The following is a 22591-nucleotide window of genomic DNA, read 5'->3' on the forward strand; positions in this document are numbered from 1 at the left end:
AGATGTGTATAAGAGACAGGTGTAATATCGAGAAGAGTGTTTCTTTGAATTTTATCTATTATTTAGATAAGATGAATATCAAGAAAGTTAATATGAATAATAGAAATAACGTTTTAATAAGTAAGAAGGTGATTTTTTGAACCGTTCATTAAAATGGTTATCGGTTCTAACTACGATTGGTATGCTGTTTGTGTTAATCGGTGGGGCACTTGTAACGAAAACTGAATCAGGTGCTGGATGCGGTGATTCATGGCCGCTTTGTCACGGGCAATTGATCCCTGATGAGATAACGTTTGAACTTGTAATTGAACTTAGCCACCGGGTCGTTTCTGGAGTTGTTGGAATCTTAGTTCTAGCACTATCAATTTGGTCTTGGATAGCAATCGGTCATATTAGAGAAACGAAGTTTTTGGCCTTTATATCATTCTTTTTCTTAGTTTTACAAGGACTGATTGGTGCGGCAGCAGTTATGTGGGGACAATCTGATCTCGTACTAGCTCTACATTTCGGAATTTCACTCATCTCCTTTGCATCAGTTTTATTATTGACTTTGCTTATTTTTGAAGTGGATAAAAAGTTTGATGCCGATTCACTAGTTATAGACAAAAAACTACGAACACAGTTTTACGCCATAACCATTTATAGTTTAGTTGTTGTCTATACTGGCGCACTGGTTCGACACGTTGGCGCTTCACTTGCCTGCCCTGATTGGCCAGTATGTACATATAATAATATTGGTCTTCCAACTCAGATGCATGAATGGATTCAAATGGGGCACAGAATGTTAGCAGGCATATTATTTATTTGGGTATTGTTACTTTTTGTACGAATTTACAAGCATTATAAACACGAAAAAGTCCTTTATCATGGTTGGATGATTGCATTAGGCTTCATCTCGTTGCAAGTTATTTCTGGTGCCGTTGTAGTAATATCAGAGATAAATCTTTATATCGCACTTGCACATGCTTTATTTATTGCTTGCCTATTTGGCGTTTTTAGTTACTTTATTTTATTATCTTCTAGAAGTAATAAAAATGAAATGGCATTAAAAGCAGAAGCGCAAAATCCAAATGAGGAACCAATTAATTCAAATCGAACAGTACCAGTTCAATAAGTATAATAAACCCGAGGGCACTTGCCCACGGGTTATTTTTTTGCATAAAAAGAGCCCCAAAGTATTCACCTTTAGGGCTCGAAGTATTTATTTTGTAAGTTCTAGCAAAAGGTCACCTGTTTGGATTGCTTCACCATTTGCGACGTGAATATCCCGAACTACACCTGTGAATGGGGCTTGAACAGTTGTTTCCATCTTCATTGCTTCAGTAATCATGAGATGGTCCCCTTTATTTACTTTATCGCCTTTTTCTACTAATACTTTAATCACTGTACCTGGCATTGTAGCACCAATATGGTTTTCGTTATCGCGATCTGCCTTTAGCTTCGCAACAACAGTTGATTTAATATTCGTATCCTTAACGATTACTTCACGAGGCTGTCCATTTAATTCAAAATAGATAATCCGTGTACCATCTGGTTGAGCTTGGCCAACTGACACAAGTTTAACAATTAATGTCTTCCCTTGTTCAATCTCTACTTCAATTTCCTCACCAAGTCTCATTCCGTATAAGAAAGTTGGTGTATCTAACATTGAAATGTTACCAAATTGCTCAAATGTTTTCTGGTAGTCCATGAATACCTTTGGATATAACGCATAAGAGACCATATCTTGATTCGTTACATCGCGATTTAGGCTGTGAGTTAAAGTATCTTTTACATCACTGAAATCAACAGACTCTAGTAGTTCACCAGGGCGAACGGTAATCGGCTCGCGTCCCTTTAATATAATGCGTTGAAGTTCTCTAGGGAATCCACCATGTGGTTGACCTAAATATCCTTCAAATAACTCCACTACAGAATCCGGAAAATCAAGCGTTTCGCCTCTTTCGTAAATATCATCTTCCGTTAGGTTGTTTTGAACCATGTATAATGCCATATCACCCACAACCTTTGAAGACGGTGTTACCTTGACAATATCACCGAACATGTCATTTACACGGCGATACATTTCTTTAACCTCTTCCCATCTTGCGCCAAGGCCAACTCCCTTTGCCTGTTGCTGAAGATTACTGTATTGTCCGCCTGGCATTTCATGCTGATAGACTTCAGTATGTGGTGCATTCATACCACTTTCAAAATCTTGATAGTATTTACGTACACCTTCCCAGTATCGCGCAATCTCTTCATATGCTTTAACTGAAAGTTCAGGCTTTCGTTCAGAACCTTCTAATGCATATAATAATGAGTTTGCACTTGGTTGAGATGTTAGTCCTGCCATAGAACTCGCCGCTACATCAACAATGTCTACACCTGCTTCAATTGCTTTAGCATAAGTGAATAGCCCATTGCCACTTGTATCATGTGTGTGTAAGTGAATTGGAATAGAAACTGTTTCTTTCAATTCAGAAATTAACGCATATGCTGCTTGAGGCTTTAGTAAGCCTGCCATATCCTTGATTCCCAGAATATGTGCACCAGATTGCTCTAGTTCTTTTGCTAGGTCTTTGTAATATTGCAAATCATACTTTGTACGTGTTGGATCACTAATATCACCTGTATAACAAATGGCCGCTTCAGCTATTTTTCCATTGTTACGAACAGAATCAATTGCTAGTGTCATCCCTTTTACCCAGTTCAAGCTGTCAAAGATACGGAATACATCAATTCCAGACTGAGCTGACTCTTTCACAAACTCACGGATCAGATTATCCGGATAGTTTTTATATCCCACTGCATTAGAAGCACGAAGTAGCATTTGGAATAAAATATTTGGAGCCTGCTTTCTTAATGTTTCAAGGCGCTCCCAAGGATCCTCATTTAAGAAACGGTATGCCACATCAAAGGTTGCTCCACCCCACATCTCGAGTGAGAATAACTCTGGTAATAATCTAGCGGTTGGATCTGCAATATGTTTAATATCATTTGTTCTAATTCTTGTTGCAAGAAGTGATTGGTGAGCATCACGGAATGTTGTATCAGTAAAAAGAACTTGTTTTTGTTCTTTTACCCAATCCACTACCCCTTGGGGACCATGTTGATCTAAAATTTGTTTTGTTCCAGTTGGGACTGGCTCATCGTGTCTTACTCTAGGCAAGAATGGTTTATCAAACACTGGCTTTCGTTTCTTTTCAACACCTGGGAAACCATTGATTGTTACTGTTCCAATATAGGAAAGCATCTTCGTTCCACGGTCTTTTGGTTTAGGAAAAATAAACAACTCAGGTGATGAATCAATAAAAGAAGTATCATATTCACCAGATAAGAATTTTTCGTGTCTTACAACATTTTCTAAGAAAGGAATGTTTGTTTTAATTCCGCGGATTCTGAATTCCTTCAAGTTTCTGACCATTTTTGATGCAGCATGTTCAAAGGTTAACGCTTGTGTAGATAGCTTCACTAATAATGAGTCATAATATGGTGTAATAACTGCACCTTGGAATCCGTTCCCAGCATCTAGACGAACACCAAATCCTCCGCCACTCCGATATGCACTAATTCGACCTGTATCAGGCATAAAATTATTTAATGGATCCTCTGTTGTTACACGGGATTGGATCGCATATCCATGTGTTTTGATATCTTCCTGTGCCGGTATACTGATTTCATTACTGTGTAATGAATGACCCTCAGCAACCTGGATTTGTGTTTGAACAATATCAATTCCTGTAATCATTTCTGTGATTGTATGTTCAACCTGTACACGTGGGTTGACTTCGATAAAGTAGAATTCATCATTGGCTACGAGGAATTCAACTGTTCCAGCATTCACATACTGTACATTTTTCATTAATTTTACCGCAGCATCACAAATGTCTTGACGTAATTGTTCAGATAAAGAAACACTCGGTGCTACTTCGACCACTTTTTGATGACGTCGTTGAACAGAGCAATCGCGCTCATAGAGGTGAACGATATTTCCATGACTATCACCAATAATTTGAACTTCAATATGTTTTGGATTTTCAATTAGCTTTTCAATATATACTTCATCACTACCAAATGCTGCTTTAGCTTCGGATTTAGCACGTTCATAGGATTCTTTAATCCCCGCCTTATTGCGAACAATTCGCATTCCGCGTCCGCCACCACCAAGTGATGCCTTGATGATTACAGGATAGCCGTGTTCTTCACCAAAACGCACTGCATCTTCTAAGTTTTTTAGTGGTCCATCACTACCAGGAATGACCGGAATTTCCGCTTTTTCTGCTTGGTGTCTTGCTTTAACCTTGTCACCAAACATATCAAGATGGTCGGTTTTAGGCCCGATAAAAATAATATTCTCTTCTTCACATCTTCTAGCAAAATCAATATTTTCAGATAAAAAACCGTAACCAGGATGAATCGCATCTACATCATTTTCTTTTGCAATCTCAATAATTCCTTCAATATCCAAATAGGCATCAATCGGTTTTTTTCCTTCACCTACTAAATAAGCCTCATCCGCTTTATATCGATGATAAGAGCCTGCATCTTCCTTAGAATAGACAGCAACTGTACGAATATTTAACTCCGTACAAGCCCTGAAAACACGTATCGCGATTTCTCCACGATTGGCAACTAGTACCTTCTTGATGCGCTTGTCCATATAAATCCTCCTTCTAAAAATTACATAGTTTAAAAAGTATAATACATTTTATCATCAACATATAGATATTTTTATCTATAAGAGACATAGTTTTTTTGAAAAGACCGAGCTGGTTGGCTCTGTGGTTGTTTTTCTTTTGTGAGATACATAGATTGATAATTTGTAAACATAGAAACATTTATTAGGATTCCCATTGAAGCCATTAATAACAATAGGGATGAACCTCCATAACTGATAAAAGGCAAGGTAACCCCAGTGATTGGAATCAACCCTGTTAATCCTCCTAGATTTATAAAGGTTTGAATGGCGATCATGGAGGATATGCCAATCGCAAGCAAACTTCCAAACGAGTCTGTACATTTTCTTGCAATTTGGAATCCTCGCAAAACAATATATGCTAACAATAATAATACAAATAAGACTCCAAATAAACCTAATTCTTCAGCAATTATTGCCATAATGAAATCTGTATGGGCTTCTGGAAGGTAATTAAACTTTTGAATACTCTGTCCTAAACCTAGACCTTTCCATCCACCAGCACCTAAAGCTATATAGGAGTTAACTAATTGGTAGCCATTCTTTTCATCTTCAAAAGGATTCATAAACCCTAAAAAACGCCCCATACGGCCCTCAGATAGGATCCCACCTGATAATATGTAAAGTAGCGGTGATAAAAGTACCGCTGTTACAAAGCCCAATAAGATAAGTTTACCTAGGCTTTTAATCCCCATACCTGAACATAAAATGATTGTCAAAGCAATTAACCCTATAATAAAGGCTGTTCCGAAGTCAGGTTGTATCGCTACTGTCATACATATGCCAAGGGTAAAAATGATAGGTGGCATGACTGCTATTCCAAATTGGTTGATATAAGCTTGTTTCTTCGCATATACGGCAGCAAGATAGATGATAACGCTAAGTTTCGTAAACTCAGATGGCTGAATTCCCCTTGCCCCTACCATAATCCAACTTTGTGCATTATTTGCCGTATGACCTACAACAAAAACTAATAAAAGCATTGCAACTGAACCTAGAACAATAGTGAGAAGAATTTTTTTAGATGCATATATTTTATAAGGTAAGATCATGGTTACGAAAAATGCAGCTGTACCAGCAAGTAAAGCTACTTTCTGTCTATCAAAGAAGAAGGACGGGTTTTCTCCAAACTTTGGGGCTGAGGCAATGACCATGCTTGCACTATAGACCATGACAAGTCCAAAGGAACATAAAAGAAACACAGCAACAACTAGGGTGTAATCATATGATTTTATAATTTTTTTAAGCATTGGCATCTTCCTCTAAATAAAGGATATAATTATTCATTGTACTATATTTTTCGGTTTATATCGTAAAATTCCTGCATTTTTCTACTAATCTTTCAACCTATTTAAGTGTTTTTTACTATCTACAACGTAAAAACCTTTTTATAAAATTACTGTAAAAATGAAATGCTGTAAACCCCTTCTTATAAAAAAACTCAAATTATCCTATGGACCGGATAATTTGAGTTGATTTATCTATAGGTTACCTATTTTCGAGTTGAGGCTTCATGAAGAACGGACAATTCACGCTCAAGTTGATTTAGGAGCTCTTTTCCTTCAAGCCCATCTATTAAGCCTAATCGTACTGCAAAATCTATCTCCCTGGATAATCCGAACATTTGCGTATCAAGTACTTCTTCATACAGTGGACATTGAGGCATGGTTAAATTATCCATTTGAACTTTTATAAGTTTTAATATTTTTTCAGCATCTGCCTGTAGCAAAGACAATGCCTTTTCACGATGATTAATCGAAATCTCTGAAGTCAATTTATAACCCCTCCGTTCAGAAGCGATACCTAATCCTATCTATAAATATTAACCTGTATACAATAAAATTGCAAGAATAAATAGATAAGACTATTATTCTTTAAATTCAAATTCCCTTAAAAAAATCGTTCATATAGACAATAATTGAGCTTATACTTTCTATTACGTTTTAAAAGCTCTATAATATGAATGAAAGGATTGATGCATCGATGAACTCAATTATTTTGATTGAAGGAAAGACAAAGTATACAATTACACTTGATCCAAGTGTGTGGATTTTTGATGATCGTAGAGTGGATTTACTTACATATTTTGAGACAGATCAAGTCACCCAGGAAGATTTAAGCGAATACACAAAGTCCATTTCTAAGCATTGGGATCGAGAAATTCGTGAAGGTGCGATTTACCCGCCAACACTAAAAACAGAGAAAAGGTTTTTAAAGGAAAAAGTATTAACTGGTACATTCGGAATCCCATTTTCAGATTTCATTAAAAATGCTGAACCCATGGAAGAAGCTACTACATTAAAGATCGTACAAAAGGAACAAGAAACATTAGTGCCACTTAGCAAAGCATATGATGCTGTTCTTGGATTTTCAAAAGAAGGTAAGCCTTTACGTGAAGACGGTCCTGTCCATTTCTATTTCGGAGATGGCTCTAACCAGGAAAATCCTATAAAGCATATAGAACGTTTTATCATCGAATAATTTGAAAATAGAGCCTGTAACTAATCCTTTATCGGATTAGCAACAGGCTCATTTTTTCACAGAATATCTGCCGCCAACTGAGCAAGCCCTGACCGTTCTCCTTTTACTAATCGAATATGACCAGCAATTTTTTGGTCCTTAAACTTCTCTACCACATATGTTAACCCATTATTGTATTCATCTAAATATGGGTGGTCTATTTGTTCGGTATCTCCCATGAACACGATTTTACTCTTTTCCCCGACTCTGGTGAGTATGGTTTTCACCTCATGCTTGGTTAAGTTTTGTGCCTCATCAATAATGATAAATTGCTCTGGTATGCTTCTCCCTCTGATATAGGTCAGCGCCTCAACCTCGATTGAGCCCATTCCTGCAAGTATCGCATCCAATTCCCCAGGCTTTTTCGTATTAAATAAATATTCTAGATTATCGAAAATTGGCTGCATCCACGGTCTAAGCTTTTCCTGTTTTTCTCCGGGTAAAAAGCCTATATCTTTTCCCACCGGGACAATTGGACGCGCGACTAAAAGCTTTTTATATTGTCCTAAATCTTCTGTCTGCATCAGTCCAGCTGCAAGAGCTAATAATGTTTTTCCTGTCCCTGCCTTTCCTATTAATGTCACCAATGGAATATCATCTCTTAATAACAGCTCAAATGCCATTGTTTGTTGAACATTTCTAGGTTTAATACCCCAAATATGATCTTGTTTAAAATGAAGTTTTTTTACCACTTTACCTGTTCGATCAACAATCCCAATCGCAGATGATGAACCGCCTAATGCATCTTTTAAGAGAATAAATTGATTAGGATAGAATGGATGATTGACTAACTCTGTTACGTGAAGTTCCCCTTTTTCATAAAAGAGATCAAGTAGGTTACGGTTTATATAAATTTCGAGAAATCCCGAATAAATATGGTCAACCTCAACAACACGATCACTTAAAAAATCTTCAGATTGTAACCCTAATGCATCAGCCTTTACGCGAACTAATGCATCCTTACTAACTAAAATGACCTGTTTCCCATTTTCTTTTGATTGTTCTTCCAATGAGAGATTTTTGGCAACTGCCAAAATGCGGTTATCATTGGTTTTTTCCACAAAGATCTCTTGAAGTTCATGAAAGGATCTATGATTTAATTCAATCCGCAGGCTTCCACCTGTTTCAAGCAGAATTTTTTCGTGTAACTTCCCTGTTTGTCGTAAATTATCGATAAGCTTTGATACATGCCTCGCATTTCTTCCTATTTCATCCATATAACGTTTTTTTGAGTCAACCTCTTCTAACACTACTGCGGGTATAACAACCTCATTATCTTCAAATGAAAAAATGGATCTAGGATCTTGCAGTAATACATTTGTGTCTAATACATAAATTTTCCCCAAAATCACGCCTCCTACTCAAGTGGGTTTCATTTTTTGTTTTAGGAGTGAAACAGGATAATCCTTTCGTACGAGAATATTTTTTTATATTATATTAGCCAATCCCCTTTTTTGTTCGTGTAAGGACGACCATTGATAAAAATATATGTAGGAATGAATAAAGATAGAAGAATAATTAAACAATAAAAAAAGAAAACATAAAGAACGATGGGAGGCAAAACGGTGAGACATATTTATATCCTTCTGTTCTCAAGCATACTATTTTTGGTTTCTGGTTGTGGTGGAAATAATAATGCTGGTGAAAATGAAAAAGATACTCGTGTAAAGGTTCAAAATACAGTGGAAAACAATATCGACAGAAAAACAGGGCAAGAAATCGCGAGTCATCTTGTCGAACTTGCAAGTAGTGTTCCTAAGGTGAATGATGCCACAGCTGTTGTACTAGGAAAGTTTGCCGTCGTTGGCATTGACGTTGATTCAAAATTGGAACGATCAAGGGTACAGACGATTAAATATTCAGTTGCTGAGAGTTTACAGCATGACCCTTATGGCGCTAACGCAATTGTAATAGCTGATGCTGATACCTTTGAACGTTTGAAGCAAATGAAGAAACAAATTGAAGACGGAAGACCTGTTACAGGTATCTTAGATGAATTGGCGCAAATCGTTGGTAGACTAGTCCCTGATGTTCCAAGTGATATCATTGACAATCAAAATACTGAACCAACGAAGACAAATGACAAGCAGCTAAATCAAAAAGAACAACAAAAATTAGATAAAGAACAACAAGATCAGTCAAATAGTAAAATAGGTAATAAATAAAATAGTAATTACTGTGATTGTTCAGCGTATGGATACAACAAGGTGTCCTGCGCTGTCTTTTGTGATTAAATATTCCCCTCAAAAAGACAAACTTTGTCAGAAAAGTAAGTAATGTTGTATAATGAAAAAATAGATACTAGATAATAGTTGAGGGGTTTATAAAAAATGAAAGTAAAATGTGTAATTTGTGATAAGATTGAGGACATTGAGGATGAATCGAGCCTCGCTAAACGGCTAAGAAACCGCCCAATCCATACATATATGTGTAAAGAATGCCATGATCGAATTGAATCGAGGACAAACGAAAGAATCGCAACAAATAAATTCAAGCTCTATCGCAAAAAGAAAACTGACGACGATTGGTGGTAAATGTAGACGCCAAGAACAAAAGCGCAAGCGCCTTTTGTTGAACGTCTACTAACTACTGCCACGTCCTGTGGCAAACGTAGACGTCAGCACATCCTGTGCAAGTCCGACAAGCATAAGACGAGCGCTGACGGAAGGCGCTTCTTGCCTTCCGAAGCGATTGACTTATGACCTCGAGGGGCTAGGCGCTGGAGCTAGACGTGGATACACCCAATAAAAGTTATCCACAATGATAAATTTTATAATTTCCTAAACCACTAAAAAAGCCGAACACTTCGCTCGGCTTTTTTGTTTTATTCGTAATTCTGATATTTCTCTGGATGTTGATTGATTTGGTTGTGCATGACTTCAATTAACTCTGTTGGAAACCTAGCACTTTTCGCTTCCCCATCAATCGTATAGTTCACAAGATACATCACATCATCTTTTTGAATATGGATGTCCTTCAACCTAAACTCATTAACCAAAATATCTTCAAATAAATCGAAAGTTTCCTTGGCTGCTTTATCATCAGGTCTTGCTTCAGCTACAATTTTAATCGTTAACCAATTATAAATCGCATCCTGTAGGGATTTCATCAGATTACCTCCTTACGCTTCCCGTTTTTTTGTCTGGTGAAGACGTAATTTATAAATAAGTAAAATTGCTGCGGTAATCGCTAATCCTTCCGCAATCGGTAAGAATGCACCTAAAAACGTTAAAATGGTGCAGCCTAAGGCAAGACATGCATAAATAACAATATTTTTTAACAATGGCAGTTTTTTCGCAAATCCTAAACGAAACACGATAATCGTTAGGAGTAAAATGACTGCATACAATATATTTGACCCGACATTAGGTGTTGTCGAACTATAGATTGTTTTTGCAATCGGCCACATGTGTTCATAGACATCCATAACTATTTATACCCCTCTTTCTGACACATCTATCATAAAAGTATCAGAAAGAGACAAGGTTCACAACCTTATTGATTAACTTCAGCCAGTTTTTTTCGTTTTGCAGCTTTTTCACGTTCATTTTTATCTAGAACCTTTTTACGTAAACGGATGGATTCTGGAGTAACCTCACAGTACTCATCATCGTTTAAATATTCAAGTGATTCTTCTAATGACATAATGCGTGCCTTTTTCATTGTTGTTGTTTGGTCTTTATTGGCAGAACGCATGTTTGTCATTTGTTTGGCTTTCACGATATTAACCGTTAAGTCATTTTCACGGGTATGTTCACCCACAATCATCCCTTCATAAACCTCTGTACCAGGCTCAACAAAGATCGTACCACGGTCTGCAACGCCAGTAATTCCGTATTGGGTTGCTTTACCTGTTTCCATCGAAACAAGCACACCTTGTCTACGTCCACCTACTTGTCCTTGTGCCATTGGCTTATAGCTATCAAAGGTATGATTAAGGATACCAAAACCTCTTGTTAATGTTAAAAATTCTGTTGTGTATCCGATAAGCCCACGTGCAGGGACCATGAAAATAAGTCGGACTTGACCATTCCCATTGTTAATCATGTCTAACATTTCGCCTTTACGTGCACCAATAGATTCCATGATCGCACCAGTGTTTTCCTCAGGTGCATCTATTTGAACGCGTTCAACCGGTTCACAACGTACTCCATCAATATCTTTTACAATTACTTCTGGCTTTGAAACTTGAAGCTCGTAGCCTTCACGACGCATATTTTCAATTAATATTGATAAATGAAGCTCACCACGTCCTGAAACAATCCATGCATCAGGGGAATCTGTATTATCCACGCGTAAACTTACATCCGTATGAAGCTGTTCACGAAGACGTTCTTCAATTTTACGTGCTGTGACATATTTACCTTCGCGGCCAGCGAATGGGCTATTATTTACTAAAAATGTCATTTGTAAAGTCGGCTCATCGATATGGAGAATTGGTAAAGCATCTTGGTGTTCGATTGGACAAACTGTTTCACCAACATTGATATCTTCCATACCCGATACAGCTACAAGATCTCCCGCTTTTGCTTCTTGAATTTCAATTCGTTTTAATCCTGAGAAGCCAAAGATTTTTGTAACACGGAATTGTTTTACACTGCCATCTAATTTCATTAACGCAACTTGCTGTCCAACATGCATAGTTCCTCTGAATACTCGTCCGATTCCAATTCTTCCAACATAATCGTTATAATCAAGTAACGCTACTTGGAATTGTAATGGTTCTTCACTATTATCAATTGGAGCAGGAATGTTCTCGATAATGCATTGGAATAAAGATTCCATGTTTTCATCTTGTTGTTTTGGGTCTGTACTTGCTGTTCCATTGATTGCTGAAGCATATACAACCGGAAACTCTAATTGTTCTTCAGTAGCATCTAACTCGATAAATAAGTCGATTACTTCATCGACAACTTCTTCAGGTCTGGCAAAGTCACGGTCAATTTTGTTTACAACTACGATCGGTGTAAGGTTTTGCTCCAATGCTTTTTTCAATACAAAGCGAGTTTGAGGCATACAGCCTTCATAAGCATCGACAACTAATAGTACTCCATCCACCATTTTCATAATACGTTCAACTTCTCCACCGAAGTCAGCATGTCCTGGAGTATCCATAATATTAATTCGGGTACCTTTATAATTAATTGCCGTATTTTTGGCAAGAATGGTGATACCGCGTTCACGTTCAATATCATTTGAGTCCATTACACGTTCATCAACATGCTCATTTGAGCGGAATGTACCTGATTGATGAAGCAGCGTATCTACTAGGGTTGTTTTTCCATGGTCTACGTGGGCAATAATTGCTATATTTCGTAAGTCATTACGTGTTGTCACTATTTCACATCTCCTATTATCAAATTAAGGATTTAAATTCTTTTTACATTTTTTTACTTTCGAAAAGAGTCGCAACTAAAATATTATATACCAAAGTCTAGAAATAATACATATTTATCTGTAAAATAAATTATGGAAAGGGGCAAATTACTATGAAAAACGTGAATATCCCAATGCTTCTCTTTGCGATTGCCACAGCTGTTTGCATTATGCTGATTGGTGTATCAATAGCTGAAAAAAGTCTATTAGGTATTATTTTGTCTATTATCGCAGTAATTATTGTTACAGGTTTAGGATTTACGACAAAGAAAAAAATGCGTGAGAACGGCAGGCTTTAATTCTGCCTTCTCACGCTATTTTTATTTCCTTTTTAAAAATTTTGTAAAAATCTCTTTATGTAAATTAGGTCTTGCAACAAAAATACTGTTTTCCTTCAAAAAGTTTAAGGGCTCCCCTTCGAGCGTCGTGATTACTCCACCTACCTCATTTAAAAGGACAACTCCTGCTGCAAAATCCCACGGTGATAGGCGCATGGTGATGTATACATCAATTCGTCCTGTTACGAGATAGGCCAATTCCAATGCAGCAGAACCATAGGAACGAGTTCCGCGAACAGCATTGACGATAGGAATCAAAATTTTTGGATCAATTCGTCTATTCTCGGTAACCCATGTAGCATTTATCGCCACGATGGCTTTTTCGAGAGGAACATCCCCTAATGGTTCAATCTTTGTAGAGTTCAAATAGGCACCCTGACCTTTACGTGCATGATACAATTCATCATGGACGACATCGTAGATAAGACCAATTTGCCCTACTCCGTCTTCATATACAGCAACGGAAATCGCAAAGTTTCGCTGTTGATGAACGAAATTCATTGTGCCATCGATTGGATCAATAATCCATGTAATCCCCTTTAATGACTGAAGTTTATCTCCTAATCCTTCCTCTCCAAGAATCTGGTGTGATGGAAAGGTTTCATGTATTTTTTCGATAAAAAATTGTTCCGTTTCTTTATCCATATTTGTGACCAAATCATCAGGATTTGATTTTGACTCAACCACAAGCTTTGTTTGAAACGAATCTCTAATCCGTTCCCCCGCTTCTCTTATCCAATGTTTGGCGTAATCTTCTATTTCATTCCAATTCATCATTGTAAGTACCTCACTTTTTTATCTCATCGGATAGTATACGCTAAGTATGATTCTTTAAAAGCTTACTTCACTTTTTTACTGAAAAGCAAGCAATAAGGAAAGCGAACCAAGTTCGGTTCGCCTTTGTGCTGGTCTAGAAAATTATAAATTATATCATCTGGATCTTTAAATGGTGTAGCCCAGCGCTTTTCGCTTTTATTCCTTTATGCTTCAAGTTTAGTTATTTCTTTGCTAAGTTTTTGTAGTTTCTTTTTACATTCTGCTTTTTTCACTTCATCATTTTCAATCATCGCATCATAAAGGGTTGCCAATTCATAGTCTACTTCTAGACGTAACACTGCCAAGCGTTTTTCTCCGTCTTTTCGTTTTAAATCATTTATCACTTGTTTCAATTTTCGCACCCCTTTCGTTTATTTCAATCCTTCACTTTCCCTAAAATAACAATTCCACTTGTTACAACTATCTTATGAAAAAGCGGGAGCATTGTAACAAATATGTGCGTATACCTAGAAGCATCGAATCTATTCAAAGCAGACTAGTACAGAATTTCTTATATTTTTGGTAAAATGACTATAGGAATATCAATAGGAGGATACATAAATGACTTTTACAGGGTTTACAAACGAAGACTTTGATGTGTTTACAATAGATGGACTTGAAAATCGGATGGATGCATTAATTACACATGTTCGGCCTAAATTAGAGGATTTAGGGAATTATTTCGCACCTACACTTTCAAGCCTTACAGGAGACGAGATGTTTGCTCATGTGGCAAAACATGCGAGAAGAACAATCAATCCACCTAAAGATACTTGGGTTGCTTTTGCAAATAATAAACGCGGATATAAAATGCTTCCTCATTTTCAAATCGGATTGTGGAATACTCATCTTTTTGTTTGGTTTGCAGTCATATATGAAGCACCCATTAAAGCTGAGTTCGGAAACATTTTATTGGAGCATTCGAAACAAATTAGAGAAAGTGTACCAAACCATTTTTTATGGTCAATTGATCACACGAAACCAGATACGAGTATTCATCATGAGTTGAATGACCAAGAACTTGAATCGATGTTCACGCGGCTTCAAACGGTTAAAAAGGCTGAAATCCTTTGTGGAATTACTATTTCTCGAGATAAAGCTGTAGAAATGGGTGGTGAAGAATTACTACAAACAATTGATGGAACTTTCAGAAAGTTACTTCCATTATATCAGCTGGCACAAAAAAGTTCAAAATAAGTTTTGAAATAGAAGCATTTTTCGACAAGCTAAAAGGATGTCCTATTCCGAATAAGACATCCTTTTTATTTACATTTTGATGATTTCCTTATTTTCTTTTGCCTTTTGGATAACACGGTACGCTGAATATCCACTTGTTTCCTCGAATTCTCCGCAAACCTGTTTTTCTTCTAATTTACTTGGCACAATTTCTTTAAAACGCTTATAAGCCTGCATCAATCGATCCCTTGCAATTCCCTTCTCATATGCTTTTTCAACACATTCAAAAAAGGAGATTACATCGACTACTTCATCTGTGCTCCAATCAAAAGAAAGGGGATATTGATAATCCAATTCATTCACCTCTATTTACTCCACCTGTTTCGAATTTGCTCGGCCTCAGTGATCATCCTCTCAAAAAGCTCAGCAACTGTTGGTTCATCTTTAATCAGGCCCATTACCTGACCCGCCCAAGCAAATCCACCATCTACTTTCCCATCATAAATATAGTTTATATTAGCTTGACCACTTATGTATTCTTTCAATCCATCATATCCAGTGTTCTCTTCTTCCAACTGAAGAATTTTCGAGGTCCATTCATTAGAAATCGCTCGACCTGGTGCTCCAAGTGATCGTTTAATCACAACTGTATCATTTTCAGTTCCTTTAATCAATGCGTCTTTATAGCCTTGGTGGGCATGGACACATTCTTTCGTGGCAATAAAACGTGTACCCATTTCAATTCCTTCAGCCCCTAAACTTAATGCTGCCATTAAACCACGTGCATCCCCTATACCACCAGATGCGATGACTGGAATAGACACAGCATCAACTACCTGTGGAATAAGAACCATTGTTCCGATATCCTGTCTTCCAAGGTGACCTCCACCCTCTTGACCAACTACCATCACAGCGTCTGCTCCTAGTTCTTCGGCCTTTTGCGCTTGCCTTCTTGCTGCAACAAGAACGAGCTTTTTCGTATTTACACCTTTTAATTGATCAAATATAGGCGCAGGATTTCCTCCGGTCATTGTAATAACAGGCACTTCTTCCTCAATTGCAACTTCAAGCATGTCAGAAAATGGTCTACCATGCTGTCCAATTGCATAATTAACTCCGAATGGATTATTTGTTAATTCTTTTACTTTTTTAATTTCATTCCGAAGTTCTTCTGGTGAATGAAGTGACATTGCTGTAATTTGACCCAATCCTCCTGCATTTGAAACAGCTGCTGCAAGCTCAGAATAAGCTAAATAAGCAAGTCCTCCCTGAATGATTGGATATTTAATTCCTAATAAAGTTGACACTCTTGTTTCCCAATTCATTAAACTCCCACCTTTCAAATACATCATTTCGAGATGACAACCTAAAATTCCTCTTTTTTTACTTCTGGTCTTATGTAATTTACAGTAAAGTTTAACAGCCTTAAAAATGTTTAATAATCCACTACCTGTGACACTTTAAAAGAAAGAAATATTTTTATATGCAAACAGAAAAAGAAGTGCTATAATTCTCTTGTTTTATGCAAAAAAGACATTTTGAAAAAAGGAAAATTATTTAAATAAAGAGGTGTGGTTATCAATTGTTGCAAAATGAAACACCATTATTTACTGGTCTTATTGAACATGCAAAAAAAAATCCAACCCAATTTCATATTCCTGGACATAAAAAAGGAGCTGGGATTGACCCTGAATTTCGAAACTTTATCGGTGATAATGCGCTATCCATCGATTTAATCAATATTGGACCTTTAGATGATTTGCATCAACCTAAAGGAATAATTAAACAAGCACAAGACCTTGCTGCTGAAGCATTTGGCGCGGATCATACATTTTTTTCAGTTCAAGGGACGAGCGGAGCAATCATGACAATGGTCATGGCTGTATGTGGCCCTGGGGATAAAATTATTGTACCAAGAAACGTGCATAAATCAGTCATGTCAGCCATTGTCTTTTCTGGTGCAGTTCCTATTTTCATCCATCCTGAAATCGATAATACATTAGGAATTTCTCATGGAATCACAACTGACTCTGTCGAAAAAGCACTTGCCCAGCATCCAGATGCAAAAGGTTTGCTTGTGATTAATCCAACATACTTCGGAATCGCTGCAGACTTAAAAAGAATTGTAGATATTGCTCATTCCTATGATGTTCCGGTTCTTGTTGACGAAGCACATGGTGTTCATATTCACTTTCATGAAGGACTTCCCCTATCAGCTATGCAAGCTGGTGCAGATATGGCTGCCACAAGCGTCCATAAACTTGGTGGATCAATGACACAAAGCTCTATTTTAAATGTAAAAGAAGGTTTAGTGTCAGCTAACCGAGTACAATCGATTTTAAGCATGCTTACAACAACGTCTACTTCTTATTTATTATTGGCTTCCTTAGACGTTGCAAGAAAACGTTTAGTCACTGAAGGCCATGAACTAATTGGAAAAACGATTGCCTTATCCAATTATATTCGAGACAAAATTAACGAAATCGATAAACTTTATTGTGTCGGACGAGAAATTTTAGGTTTGAAAGCAACATTTGATTTTGACCCAACAAAATTAATCATTTCTGTAAAAGAACTTGGCATTACAGGATCAGATGCAGAAGTTTGGCTACGTGAAAAGTATAATATAGAAGTGGAGATGTCCGATCTCTATAACATCCTATGTATTATCACCCCTGGTGATTCCCAAAAAGAGGCTGATCTTCTGATTGCAGCACTTGCTAATCTTTCCGATGAGGTATCCCACTTTTTCGAATCAAGAATCGTTCCAGAAGTATTACTTCCAGACATTCCTGTTCTCGCTTTATCGCCAAGAGATGCATTTTACTCTGAAACGGAAGTGGTTCCATTTGAAGAATCTGCAGGACGTGTAATCGCAGAATTTGTGATGGTTTACCCACCGGGTATTCCAATCTTTATCCCGGGAGAAATCATTACTGAAGAGAACTTAACCTATATCCAAAAAAATATTGAAGCTGGCCTTCCTGTCCAAGGACCTGAGGATTATGAGTTGAAATACCTACGTGTCATCATGGAACACAGAGCAATTCGTTAAAAACAAAAAAGAAAGCATGCAAATTCTGCATGCTTTTTTCATATTTTTTAAATAGGATTAATTCTCTTCGTGATTACAATCACAGTGGTCGCATGTTGAATAAAGTGTTGTAACCTTCTCGTATTCAAAGTGTTCAATTGTCTCGCTGCAGTTTTGACAGATGATTGTACCCATTATTCAAAGCCCCTTTCGAAAAGTAGATTTTTCCTTTGGTGAAAACGTTTTAAGATATGTTATTTATATAATAGTATGTCACATTTAATTAGTCAATGGTTAATTGTATAACATTATTACTTTTTTATTTGGTTATATGATCATATTAAGGATGTATACATGTATCACAAACAATATGAAGTTGTAAGTCTGATTGATTAAATGCTAGAATAGAAGTAAATATACATAGAATAAGAGATAAATACCGAATACTTACCGGAGTAGGAGTGAAAAGTTTGGAAAACGCATACATAAAGCTTGTTACTAATTCAAATGCACAACATATTTCACTTGATGATGTCAAAGACCTCTTTAGCTATTACAAAGAAATTACTGGAAAAACTGGCACACAGCTTGATTGGGACTACGATAACGCCGCATTCCCCTACCAGATAAAAGAAGTGAATCATGAAAAAAATTGGTTTTACTTAAAATCAGATCATCAAAAATACAAGGCAATCATAGTAGGAGTGGGACAGGAGAAAATAGTAGACGAGACTGGTGAGAACACAGTTCAAAGCTATATCCAAATCACCCTTCCTGAAATTTCAACTGCAGGAGACAAAGGCAAAGCAAACGAATTTTGCAAGTTTTTAGCAAAAAAACTCGAAGGTGAATTACATTTATTTAATGGACGGGTTATGTATTTTTACAAACGAAAATAGTTCAAACAGAAATAGACCATATCCCTAGATGTGGTCTATTTCTACGTAAAGAACCAAAACACTTTTTCAAATGAGAAAAAACAAAAAAATGAGATAGCTGTTATCAGTATCGATGCTTTTCGCGTTAAACCGATTTTGTTAGCAATTATGAAGGCGACATAACAAAAAATAATCAATAATACACCTCTCGCAAGCATGCTATCAGATCCTGACAACCATGTCACTAAAGTAAAAGTACTCCAAATTAAAACCTGAATCAACCCAATTACATATACCCTCATTAGAAAACTCTCCTTTTATTTACAATAAAAGAACATAAACTATGAAAGCAGTTTCTCAAGTTGCAACGTCTTTTTAAATCAAATGGCGCAAGCTTAAGCTTGTCTTCTATAAATTTCTGTTTACTATATTAATTAATATGCACAGTAAGATGGTAGTATTTTTCATTTATGTAACAAATCGATTACATTGGAAAGAATTTTTAGAATACATGATAAAATAAACTGGAATGAAAAAATAGGTGTTTTGTATTAGTTTCATTAGCTGTAAAGACCTATACTTTTAACTATTTTATGGAAGAGTGATTATAAAAATGAAAGCTTATACTCTAATCATACTTTCTTTTTTTATACTTTCCTCGTGTTCTTCGTACAAGGCACAGCCGCCTATACCGGAATCCGATGAAAAACAAATTATCTTTTTTTCAGATGAGAATAATCTTCGTAATGAAACCAGTTACTATGATGCTTTACTAGAACTTAAAAATAAATTTCCAACCGAAATCGAAAACATGAAAGTTGTTTCTTCTGACGAAAATAGACTGTATACGAAATATCAGATTGAGCAATATCCATCTTTATTAATCGTCCAGCAAGATAAAATTCTTCAAAAAATTGAAGGGAATGTCGACAAAGACGAAATCATCACCCCTCTAGAAAACGTATTATCCTCTTCTACAAGTTCCAAAAAATAAACACATTGAAAAATTAAAAAATCGCCCCTAAAAAAGGGGCGATTTTCATTCTATTCATTATTTTACTATATGAATTGGAGTACCTAGAGCAACTTCTGCTGCTTCCATTGTAATTTCACCAAGAGTTGGGTGAGCATGAATAGTCATAGCGATATCTTCAGCTGTCATTCCAGCTTCAACAGCTAGACCTAATTCTGAAATAATATCTGACGCACTTTCACCAGCTACTTGAGCACCGATTAGGAGTCCATCTTCTTTACGAGTAATGAGCTTCACGAAACCGTCAGTTGCTTCAAGAGCAAGAGCACGACCGTTTGCAGCATATGGGAACTTAGCTGCTACGATTTCAATTCCTTCATCTTTAGCTTGCTGCTCAGTATAACCAACAGTTGCAAGTTCAGGTTCAGAGAATACAACTCCTGGAATTCCTAAGTAGTCAATTTCAGATGGGTGACCAGCGATTGCTTCTGCAGCAATTTTACCTTCATAGGATGCTTTGTGTGCTAATTGAGGTCCTGGAACAATATCACCGATTGCGTAGATATTACTTACGCTAGTACGGCATTGTTTATCAATCTCAATTACGCCTCTTTCATTCATTTTAACACCTGCAAGCTCTAAACCAAGCTCATCAGTATTAGGTCTACGTCCAACCATTACGAATACATAATCTGCATCGATTGATTGTTCTTCACCTTTTGATTCATACTTCACTGTTACACCATTATCTGTTTCTTCTACACCCTTAGCTAATGCTTTTGTGATGATTTCTGCACCTTTTTTCTTTAGGTTCTTCTTCACAAGTGTAGTCATTTGCTTTTCAAAACCAAGAAGGATGTCATCTGCTCCTTCTAAGATCGTTACTTGTGTTCCAAAGTTTGCATAAGCGCCACCAAGTTCAATACCGATAACACCGCCACCGATAATTACGATTTTTTCTGGTACTTCTTTAAGCCCTAATGCACCTGTTGAATCAAGAACACGTTTTGAATATTTAAAAGATGGTATCTCGATTGGTCGAGATCCTGTTGCAATGATTGCATTTTTGAAATTGTAAGTTTGTGCAGAGTTTTCACTCATTACACGTAAAGAGTTTGCATCGACGAAATAGGCTTCGCCTTTAACAACATCAACTTTGTTACCTTTAAGTAGCCCTGCAACTCCACCAGTTAACTTTTTAACAACACCATCTTTAAATGCTTGAACTTTAGAAAAATCAAGTGTAACATTTTCAGCTTTGATTCCCATTGAATCAGAATGTTTAGCTGTGTCAAAACGGTGTCCAGCGGAGATCAATGCCTTAGATGGGATACATCCAACATTAAGACAAACACCACCAACTGTGTCTTTTTCTACAATGGTAACTTTTTGTCCAAGTTGTGCTGCACGAATAGCTGCAACATACCCACCAGGTCCAGCACCAATGACTATTGTGTCTGTTTCAATCGGGAAATCTCCTACTACCATGTTGAATTACGCCTCCATTAATAATAATTGTGGATCATTTAACAAACGTTTGATTTGGTTAAGTGCGTTTTGTGCAGTAGCACCATCAATCATACGGTGGTCAAAGCTTAATGATAAAGCAAGAACTGGAGCTACAACAATTTCACCATTTTTAACAACCGGCTTCTCAGCAATTCGTCCTACTCCTAAGATAGCAACCTCAGGGTGATTAATAACTGGAGTGAACCATTGTCCACCAGCTGAACCAATATTGCTGATTGTACATGAAGCACCCTTCATTTCATCTGGTGCAAGCTTACCATCACGCGCTTTACCTGCTAATTCATTGATTTCATTTGAGATATTGAAGATAGATTTACGATCCGCATCTTTAACAACAGGAACAAGTAGACCTTTTTCAGTATCTGCAGCAATACCAATATTGAAGTAGTGCTTATGAATAATTTCATTAGTAGCATCATCAAGAGATGTATTTAACGCAGGGAAATCACGTAACGCCGCTGTTAATGCTTTAACGATATATGGTAGGTATGTTAATTTAATACCTTTTTCAGCTGCAACAGCTTTAAACTTCTTACGGTGTGCAACCAACTCTGTCACATCTACTTCGTCCATTAATGTAACGTGAGGAGCAGTATGTTTTGAGTTCACCATAGCCTTCGCAATTGCCTTACGGATTCCACTCATTTTTTCACGAGTCTCTGGATATGTGCCCGCAGGAATTGGTTGTTTTGCAGGAGCTTTTGCTGCTTCTTGAGTAGCCGCAGCTGGAGCCTCAGTTGCTGGTGTTTCTGCGGCAACAGGTGCACCGCCAGAAATAAACGCATCAATATCCGACTTCATTATTCTACCATTATCACCGCTACCTGCAACCTTTTTGATATCCACGCCTTTTTCACGTGCATATTTACGAACAGAAGGCATTGCGATAACACGACGGTTTTCATCAACTTCTGCAGCAGGTGCAGTTGCTTCTGGTGCAGTTGCTGTAGCTTGCTCAGCTTGAGCTTCTTCTTTAGGAGCTTCCTCAGATTCACTACCTTTAAATTGAAGGTCTTCATATCCAGGAGCATCAAATTTAATAAGTGTATCTCCTACAATTGCAACAGTACCCTCTTCAACTAGTACTTCAAGTACTTTTCCTTTTACTGGAGATGGAATTTCTACTACTGCTTTATCATTTTGAACCTCACAAAGTACATCGTCCTCATTTACTTCATCGCCTGGTTTTACAAACCATTTTACGATTTCACCCTCATGGATACCTTCACCGATATCTGGCAACTTAAATTCAAATGCCACGGTTTTCGCCTC

Annotated in this window: 23 protein-coding genes; 9 read left to right on the top strand and 14 right to left on the bottom strand. The window is 37.0% G+C overall.

Annotation, left to right across the window (positions count from 1 at the left end; genetic code table 11):
* Positions 1-136 precede the first annotated feature (136 nt).
* Entirely contained in the window at positions 137-1114 is a 978-nt protein-coding gene (locus E1I69_RS15995) for a COX15/CtaA family protein (RefSeq protein ID WP_136380570.1), read from the top strand.
* 87 nt (positions 1115-1201) lie between these two features.
* Here the strand turns inward: E1I69_RS15995 and pyc are convergent, their stop codons facing one another.
* The 3 genes from pyc to E1I69_RS16010 form a co-directional block, all read right to left on the bottom strand.
* Positions 1202-4642 (bottom strand): pyruvate carboxylase, encoded by a 3441-nt coding sequence (gene pyc / locus E1I69_RS16000; RefSeq protein ID WP_136380571.1) that lies wholly within the window; start codon positions 4640-4642, stop codon positions 1202-1204.
* 71 nt (positions 4643-4713) lie between these two features.
* Complete coding sequence (locus E1I69_RS16005) at positions 4714-5928, bottom strand: FtsW/RodA/SpoVE family cell cycle protein (protein ID WP_136380572.1); 1215 nt, start codon at positions 5926-5928, stop codon at positions 4714-4716.
* Between the two features lie 242 nt (positions 5929-6170).
* Positions 6171-6452: a YlaN family protein gene (locus E1I69_RS16010; protein WP_136380573.1), complete on the bottom strand. Its 282-nt coding sequence runs from the start codon at positions 6450-6452 to the stop codon at positions 6171-6173.
* 209 nt (positions 6453-6661) lie between these two features.
* Between E1I69_RS16010 and E1I69_RS16015 the strand changes: the two genes are divergently transcribed.
* A complete protein-coding gene (locus E1I69_RS16015; RefSeq protein ID WP_136380612.1) occupies positions 6662-7159 on the top strand; it encodes a peptidyl-prolyl cis-trans isomerase in 498 nt (165 codons plus the stop codon).
* 56 nt (positions 7160-7215) lie between these two features.
* Here the strand turns inward: E1I69_RS16015 and E1I69_RS16020 are convergent, their stop codons facing one another.
* Complete coding sequence (locus tag E1I69_RS16020) at positions 7216-8544, bottom strand: PhoH family protein (protein ID WP_136380574.1); 1329 nt, start codon at positions 8542-8544, stop codon at positions 7216-7218.
* 204 nt (positions 8545-8748) lie between these two features.
* Between E1I69_RS16020 and E1I69_RS16025 the strand changes: the two genes are divergently transcribed.
* Complete coding sequence (locus tag E1I69_RS16025; protein WP_242634616.1) at positions 8749-9363, top strand: YhcN/YlaJ family sporulation lipoprotein; 615 nt, start codon at positions 8749-8751, stop codon at positions 9361-9363.
* A 165-nt stretch (positions 9364-9528) separates the two neighbouring features.
* Positions 9529-9732, top strand: a complete 204-nt coding sequence (locus E1I69_RS16030; RefSeq protein ID WP_136380576.1) for a YlaI family protein — start codon at positions 9529-9531, stop codon at positions 9730-9732.
* A 290-nt stretch (positions 9733-10022) separates the two neighbouring features.
* Here E1I69_RS16030 and E1I69_RS16035 read toward each other — a convergent pair whose 3' ends face one another.
* The 3 genes from E1I69_RS16035 to typA all read right to left on the bottom strand — a co-directional run bounded on the left by E1I69_RS16035 (position 10023) and on the right by typA (position 12535).
* Positions 10023-10307, bottom strand: coding sequence for a hypothetical protein (locus E1I69_RS16035; protein ID WP_136380577.1), 285 nt, complete (start codon positions 10305-10307; stop codon positions 10023-10025).
* Positions 10308-10319: 12 nt separating this feature from the next.
* On the bottom strand, positions 10320-10625 hold the full coding sequence (locus E1I69_RS16040) for a YlaH-like family protein (RefSeq protein WP_136380578.1): 306 nt from the start codon (positions 10623-10625) through the stop codon (positions 10320-10322).
* 68 nt (positions 10626-10693) lie between these two features.
* Positions 10694-12535, bottom strand: coding sequence for a translational GTPase TypA (gene typA / locus E1I69_RS16045; RefSeq protein WP_136380579.1), 1842 nt, complete (start codon positions 12533-12535; stop codon positions 10694-10696).
* A gap of 152 nt (positions 12536-12687) precedes the next feature.
* On the opposite strand from typA, the gene E1I69_RS16050 reads away from it, so the two are divergent.
* A complete protein-coding gene (locus E1I69_RS16050) occupies positions 12688-12873 on the top strand; it encodes a YlaF family protein (protein WP_136380580.1) in 186 nt (61 codons plus the stop codon).
* 21 nt (positions 12874-12894) lie between these two features.
* Here E1I69_RS16050 and E1I69_RS16055 read toward each other — a convergent pair whose 3' ends face one another.
* Positions 12895-13689: an inositol monophosphatase family protein gene (locus tag E1I69_RS16055; protein ID WP_136380581.1), complete on the bottom strand. Its 795-nt coding sequence runs from the start codon at positions 13687-13689 to the stop codon at positions 12895-12897.
* Positions 13690-13892: 203 nt separating this feature from the next.
* Positions 13893-14081, bottom strand: coding sequence for a hypothetical protein (locus tag E1I69_RS16060; RefSeq protein ID WP_136380582.1), 189 nt, complete (start codon positions 14079-14081; stop codon positions 13893-13895).
* A gap of 208 nt (positions 14082-14289) precedes the next feature.
* Here E1I69_RS16060 and E1I69_RS16065 point away from each other — a divergent pair, with 208 nt between their 5' ends.
* Positions 14290-14925 (top strand): YktB family protein, encoded by a 636-nt coding sequence (locus E1I69_RS16065; RefSeq protein ID WP_136380583.1) that lies wholly within the window; start codon positions 14290-14292, stop codon positions 14923-14925.
* A gap of 69 nt (positions 14926-14994) precedes the next feature.
* Here E1I69_RS16065 and E1I69_RS16070 read toward each other — a convergent pair whose 3' ends face one another.
* Together E1I69_RS16070 and E1I69_RS16075 are read right to left on the bottom strand one after the other, a co-directional pair.
* Positions 14995-15258, bottom strand: coding sequence for a UPF0223 family protein (locus E1I69_RS16070; RefSeq protein ID WP_136380613.1), 264 nt, complete (start codon positions 15256-15258; stop codon positions 14995-14997).
* Positions 15259-15269: 11 nt separating this feature from the next.
* Entirely contained in the window at positions 15270-16229 is a 960-nt protein-coding gene (locus E1I69_RS16075) for an NAD(P)H-dependent flavin oxidoreductase (RefSeq protein ID WP_136380584.1), read from the bottom strand.
* A gap of 257 nt (positions 16230-16486) precedes the next feature.
* On the opposite strand from E1I69_RS16075, the gene E1I69_RS16080 reads away from it, so the two are divergent.
* On the top strand, positions 16487-17959 hold the full coding sequence (locus E1I69_RS16080; protein WP_136380585.1) for an aminotransferase class I/II-fold pyridoxal phosphate-dependent enzyme: 1473 nt from the start codon (positions 16487-16489) through the stop codon (positions 17957-17959).
* A gap of 57 nt (positions 17960-18016) precedes the next feature.
* Here the strand turns inward: E1I69_RS16080 and E1I69_RS16085 are convergent, their stop codons facing one another.
* Positions 18017-18133 (bottom strand): GapA-binding peptide SR1P, encoded by a 117-nt coding sequence (locus tag E1I69_RS16085; protein ID WP_136380586.1) that lies wholly within the window; start codon positions 18131-18133, stop codon positions 18017-18019.
* Between the two features lie 275 nt (positions 18134-18408).
* On the opposite strand from E1I69_RS16085, the gene E1I69_RS16090 reads away from it, so the two are divergent.
* Both E1I69_RS16090 and E1I69_RS16100 read left to right on the top strand, forming a co-directional pair.
* The gene (locus E1I69_RS16090; protein ID WP_136380587.1) at positions 18409-18837 is read left to right on the top strand and encodes a DUF1885 family protein; all 429 of its coding nucleotides are present in this window, start codon (positions 18409-18411) and stop codon (positions 18835-18837) included.
* 592 nt (positions 18838-19429) lie between these two features.
* Positions 19430-19810, top strand: a complete 381-nt coding sequence (locus E1I69_RS16100) for a thioredoxin domain-containing protein (protein WP_136380589.1) — start codon at positions 19430-19432, stop codon at positions 19808-19810.
* Positions 19811-19867: 57 nt separating this feature from the next.
* Here E1I69_RS16100 and lpdA read toward each other — a convergent pair whose 3' ends face one another.
* Positions 19868-21277 carry a dihydrolipoyl dehydrogenase gene (gene lpdA, locus E1I69_RS16105; protein ID WP_136380590.1) on the bottom strand — a complete coding sequence of 470 codons (1410 nt, stop codon included), beginning with the start codon at positions 21275-21277 and terminating at the stop codon, positions 19868-19870.
* 6 nt (positions 21278-21283) lie between these two features.
* On the bottom strand, positions 21284-22579 hold the full coding sequence (locus E1I69_RS16110) for a dihydrolipoamide acetyltransferase family protein (protein ID WP_136380591.1): 1296 nt from the start codon (positions 22577-22579) through the stop codon (positions 21284-21286).
* Positions 22580-22591 lie beyond the last annotated feature (12 nt).

This window comes from Bacillus timonensis, from assembly GCF_004799755.1.
Classification (GTDB): Bacteria; Bacillota; Bacilli; order Bacillales; family Bacillaceae_L; genus Ferdinandcohnia; species Ferdinandcohnia timonensis_A.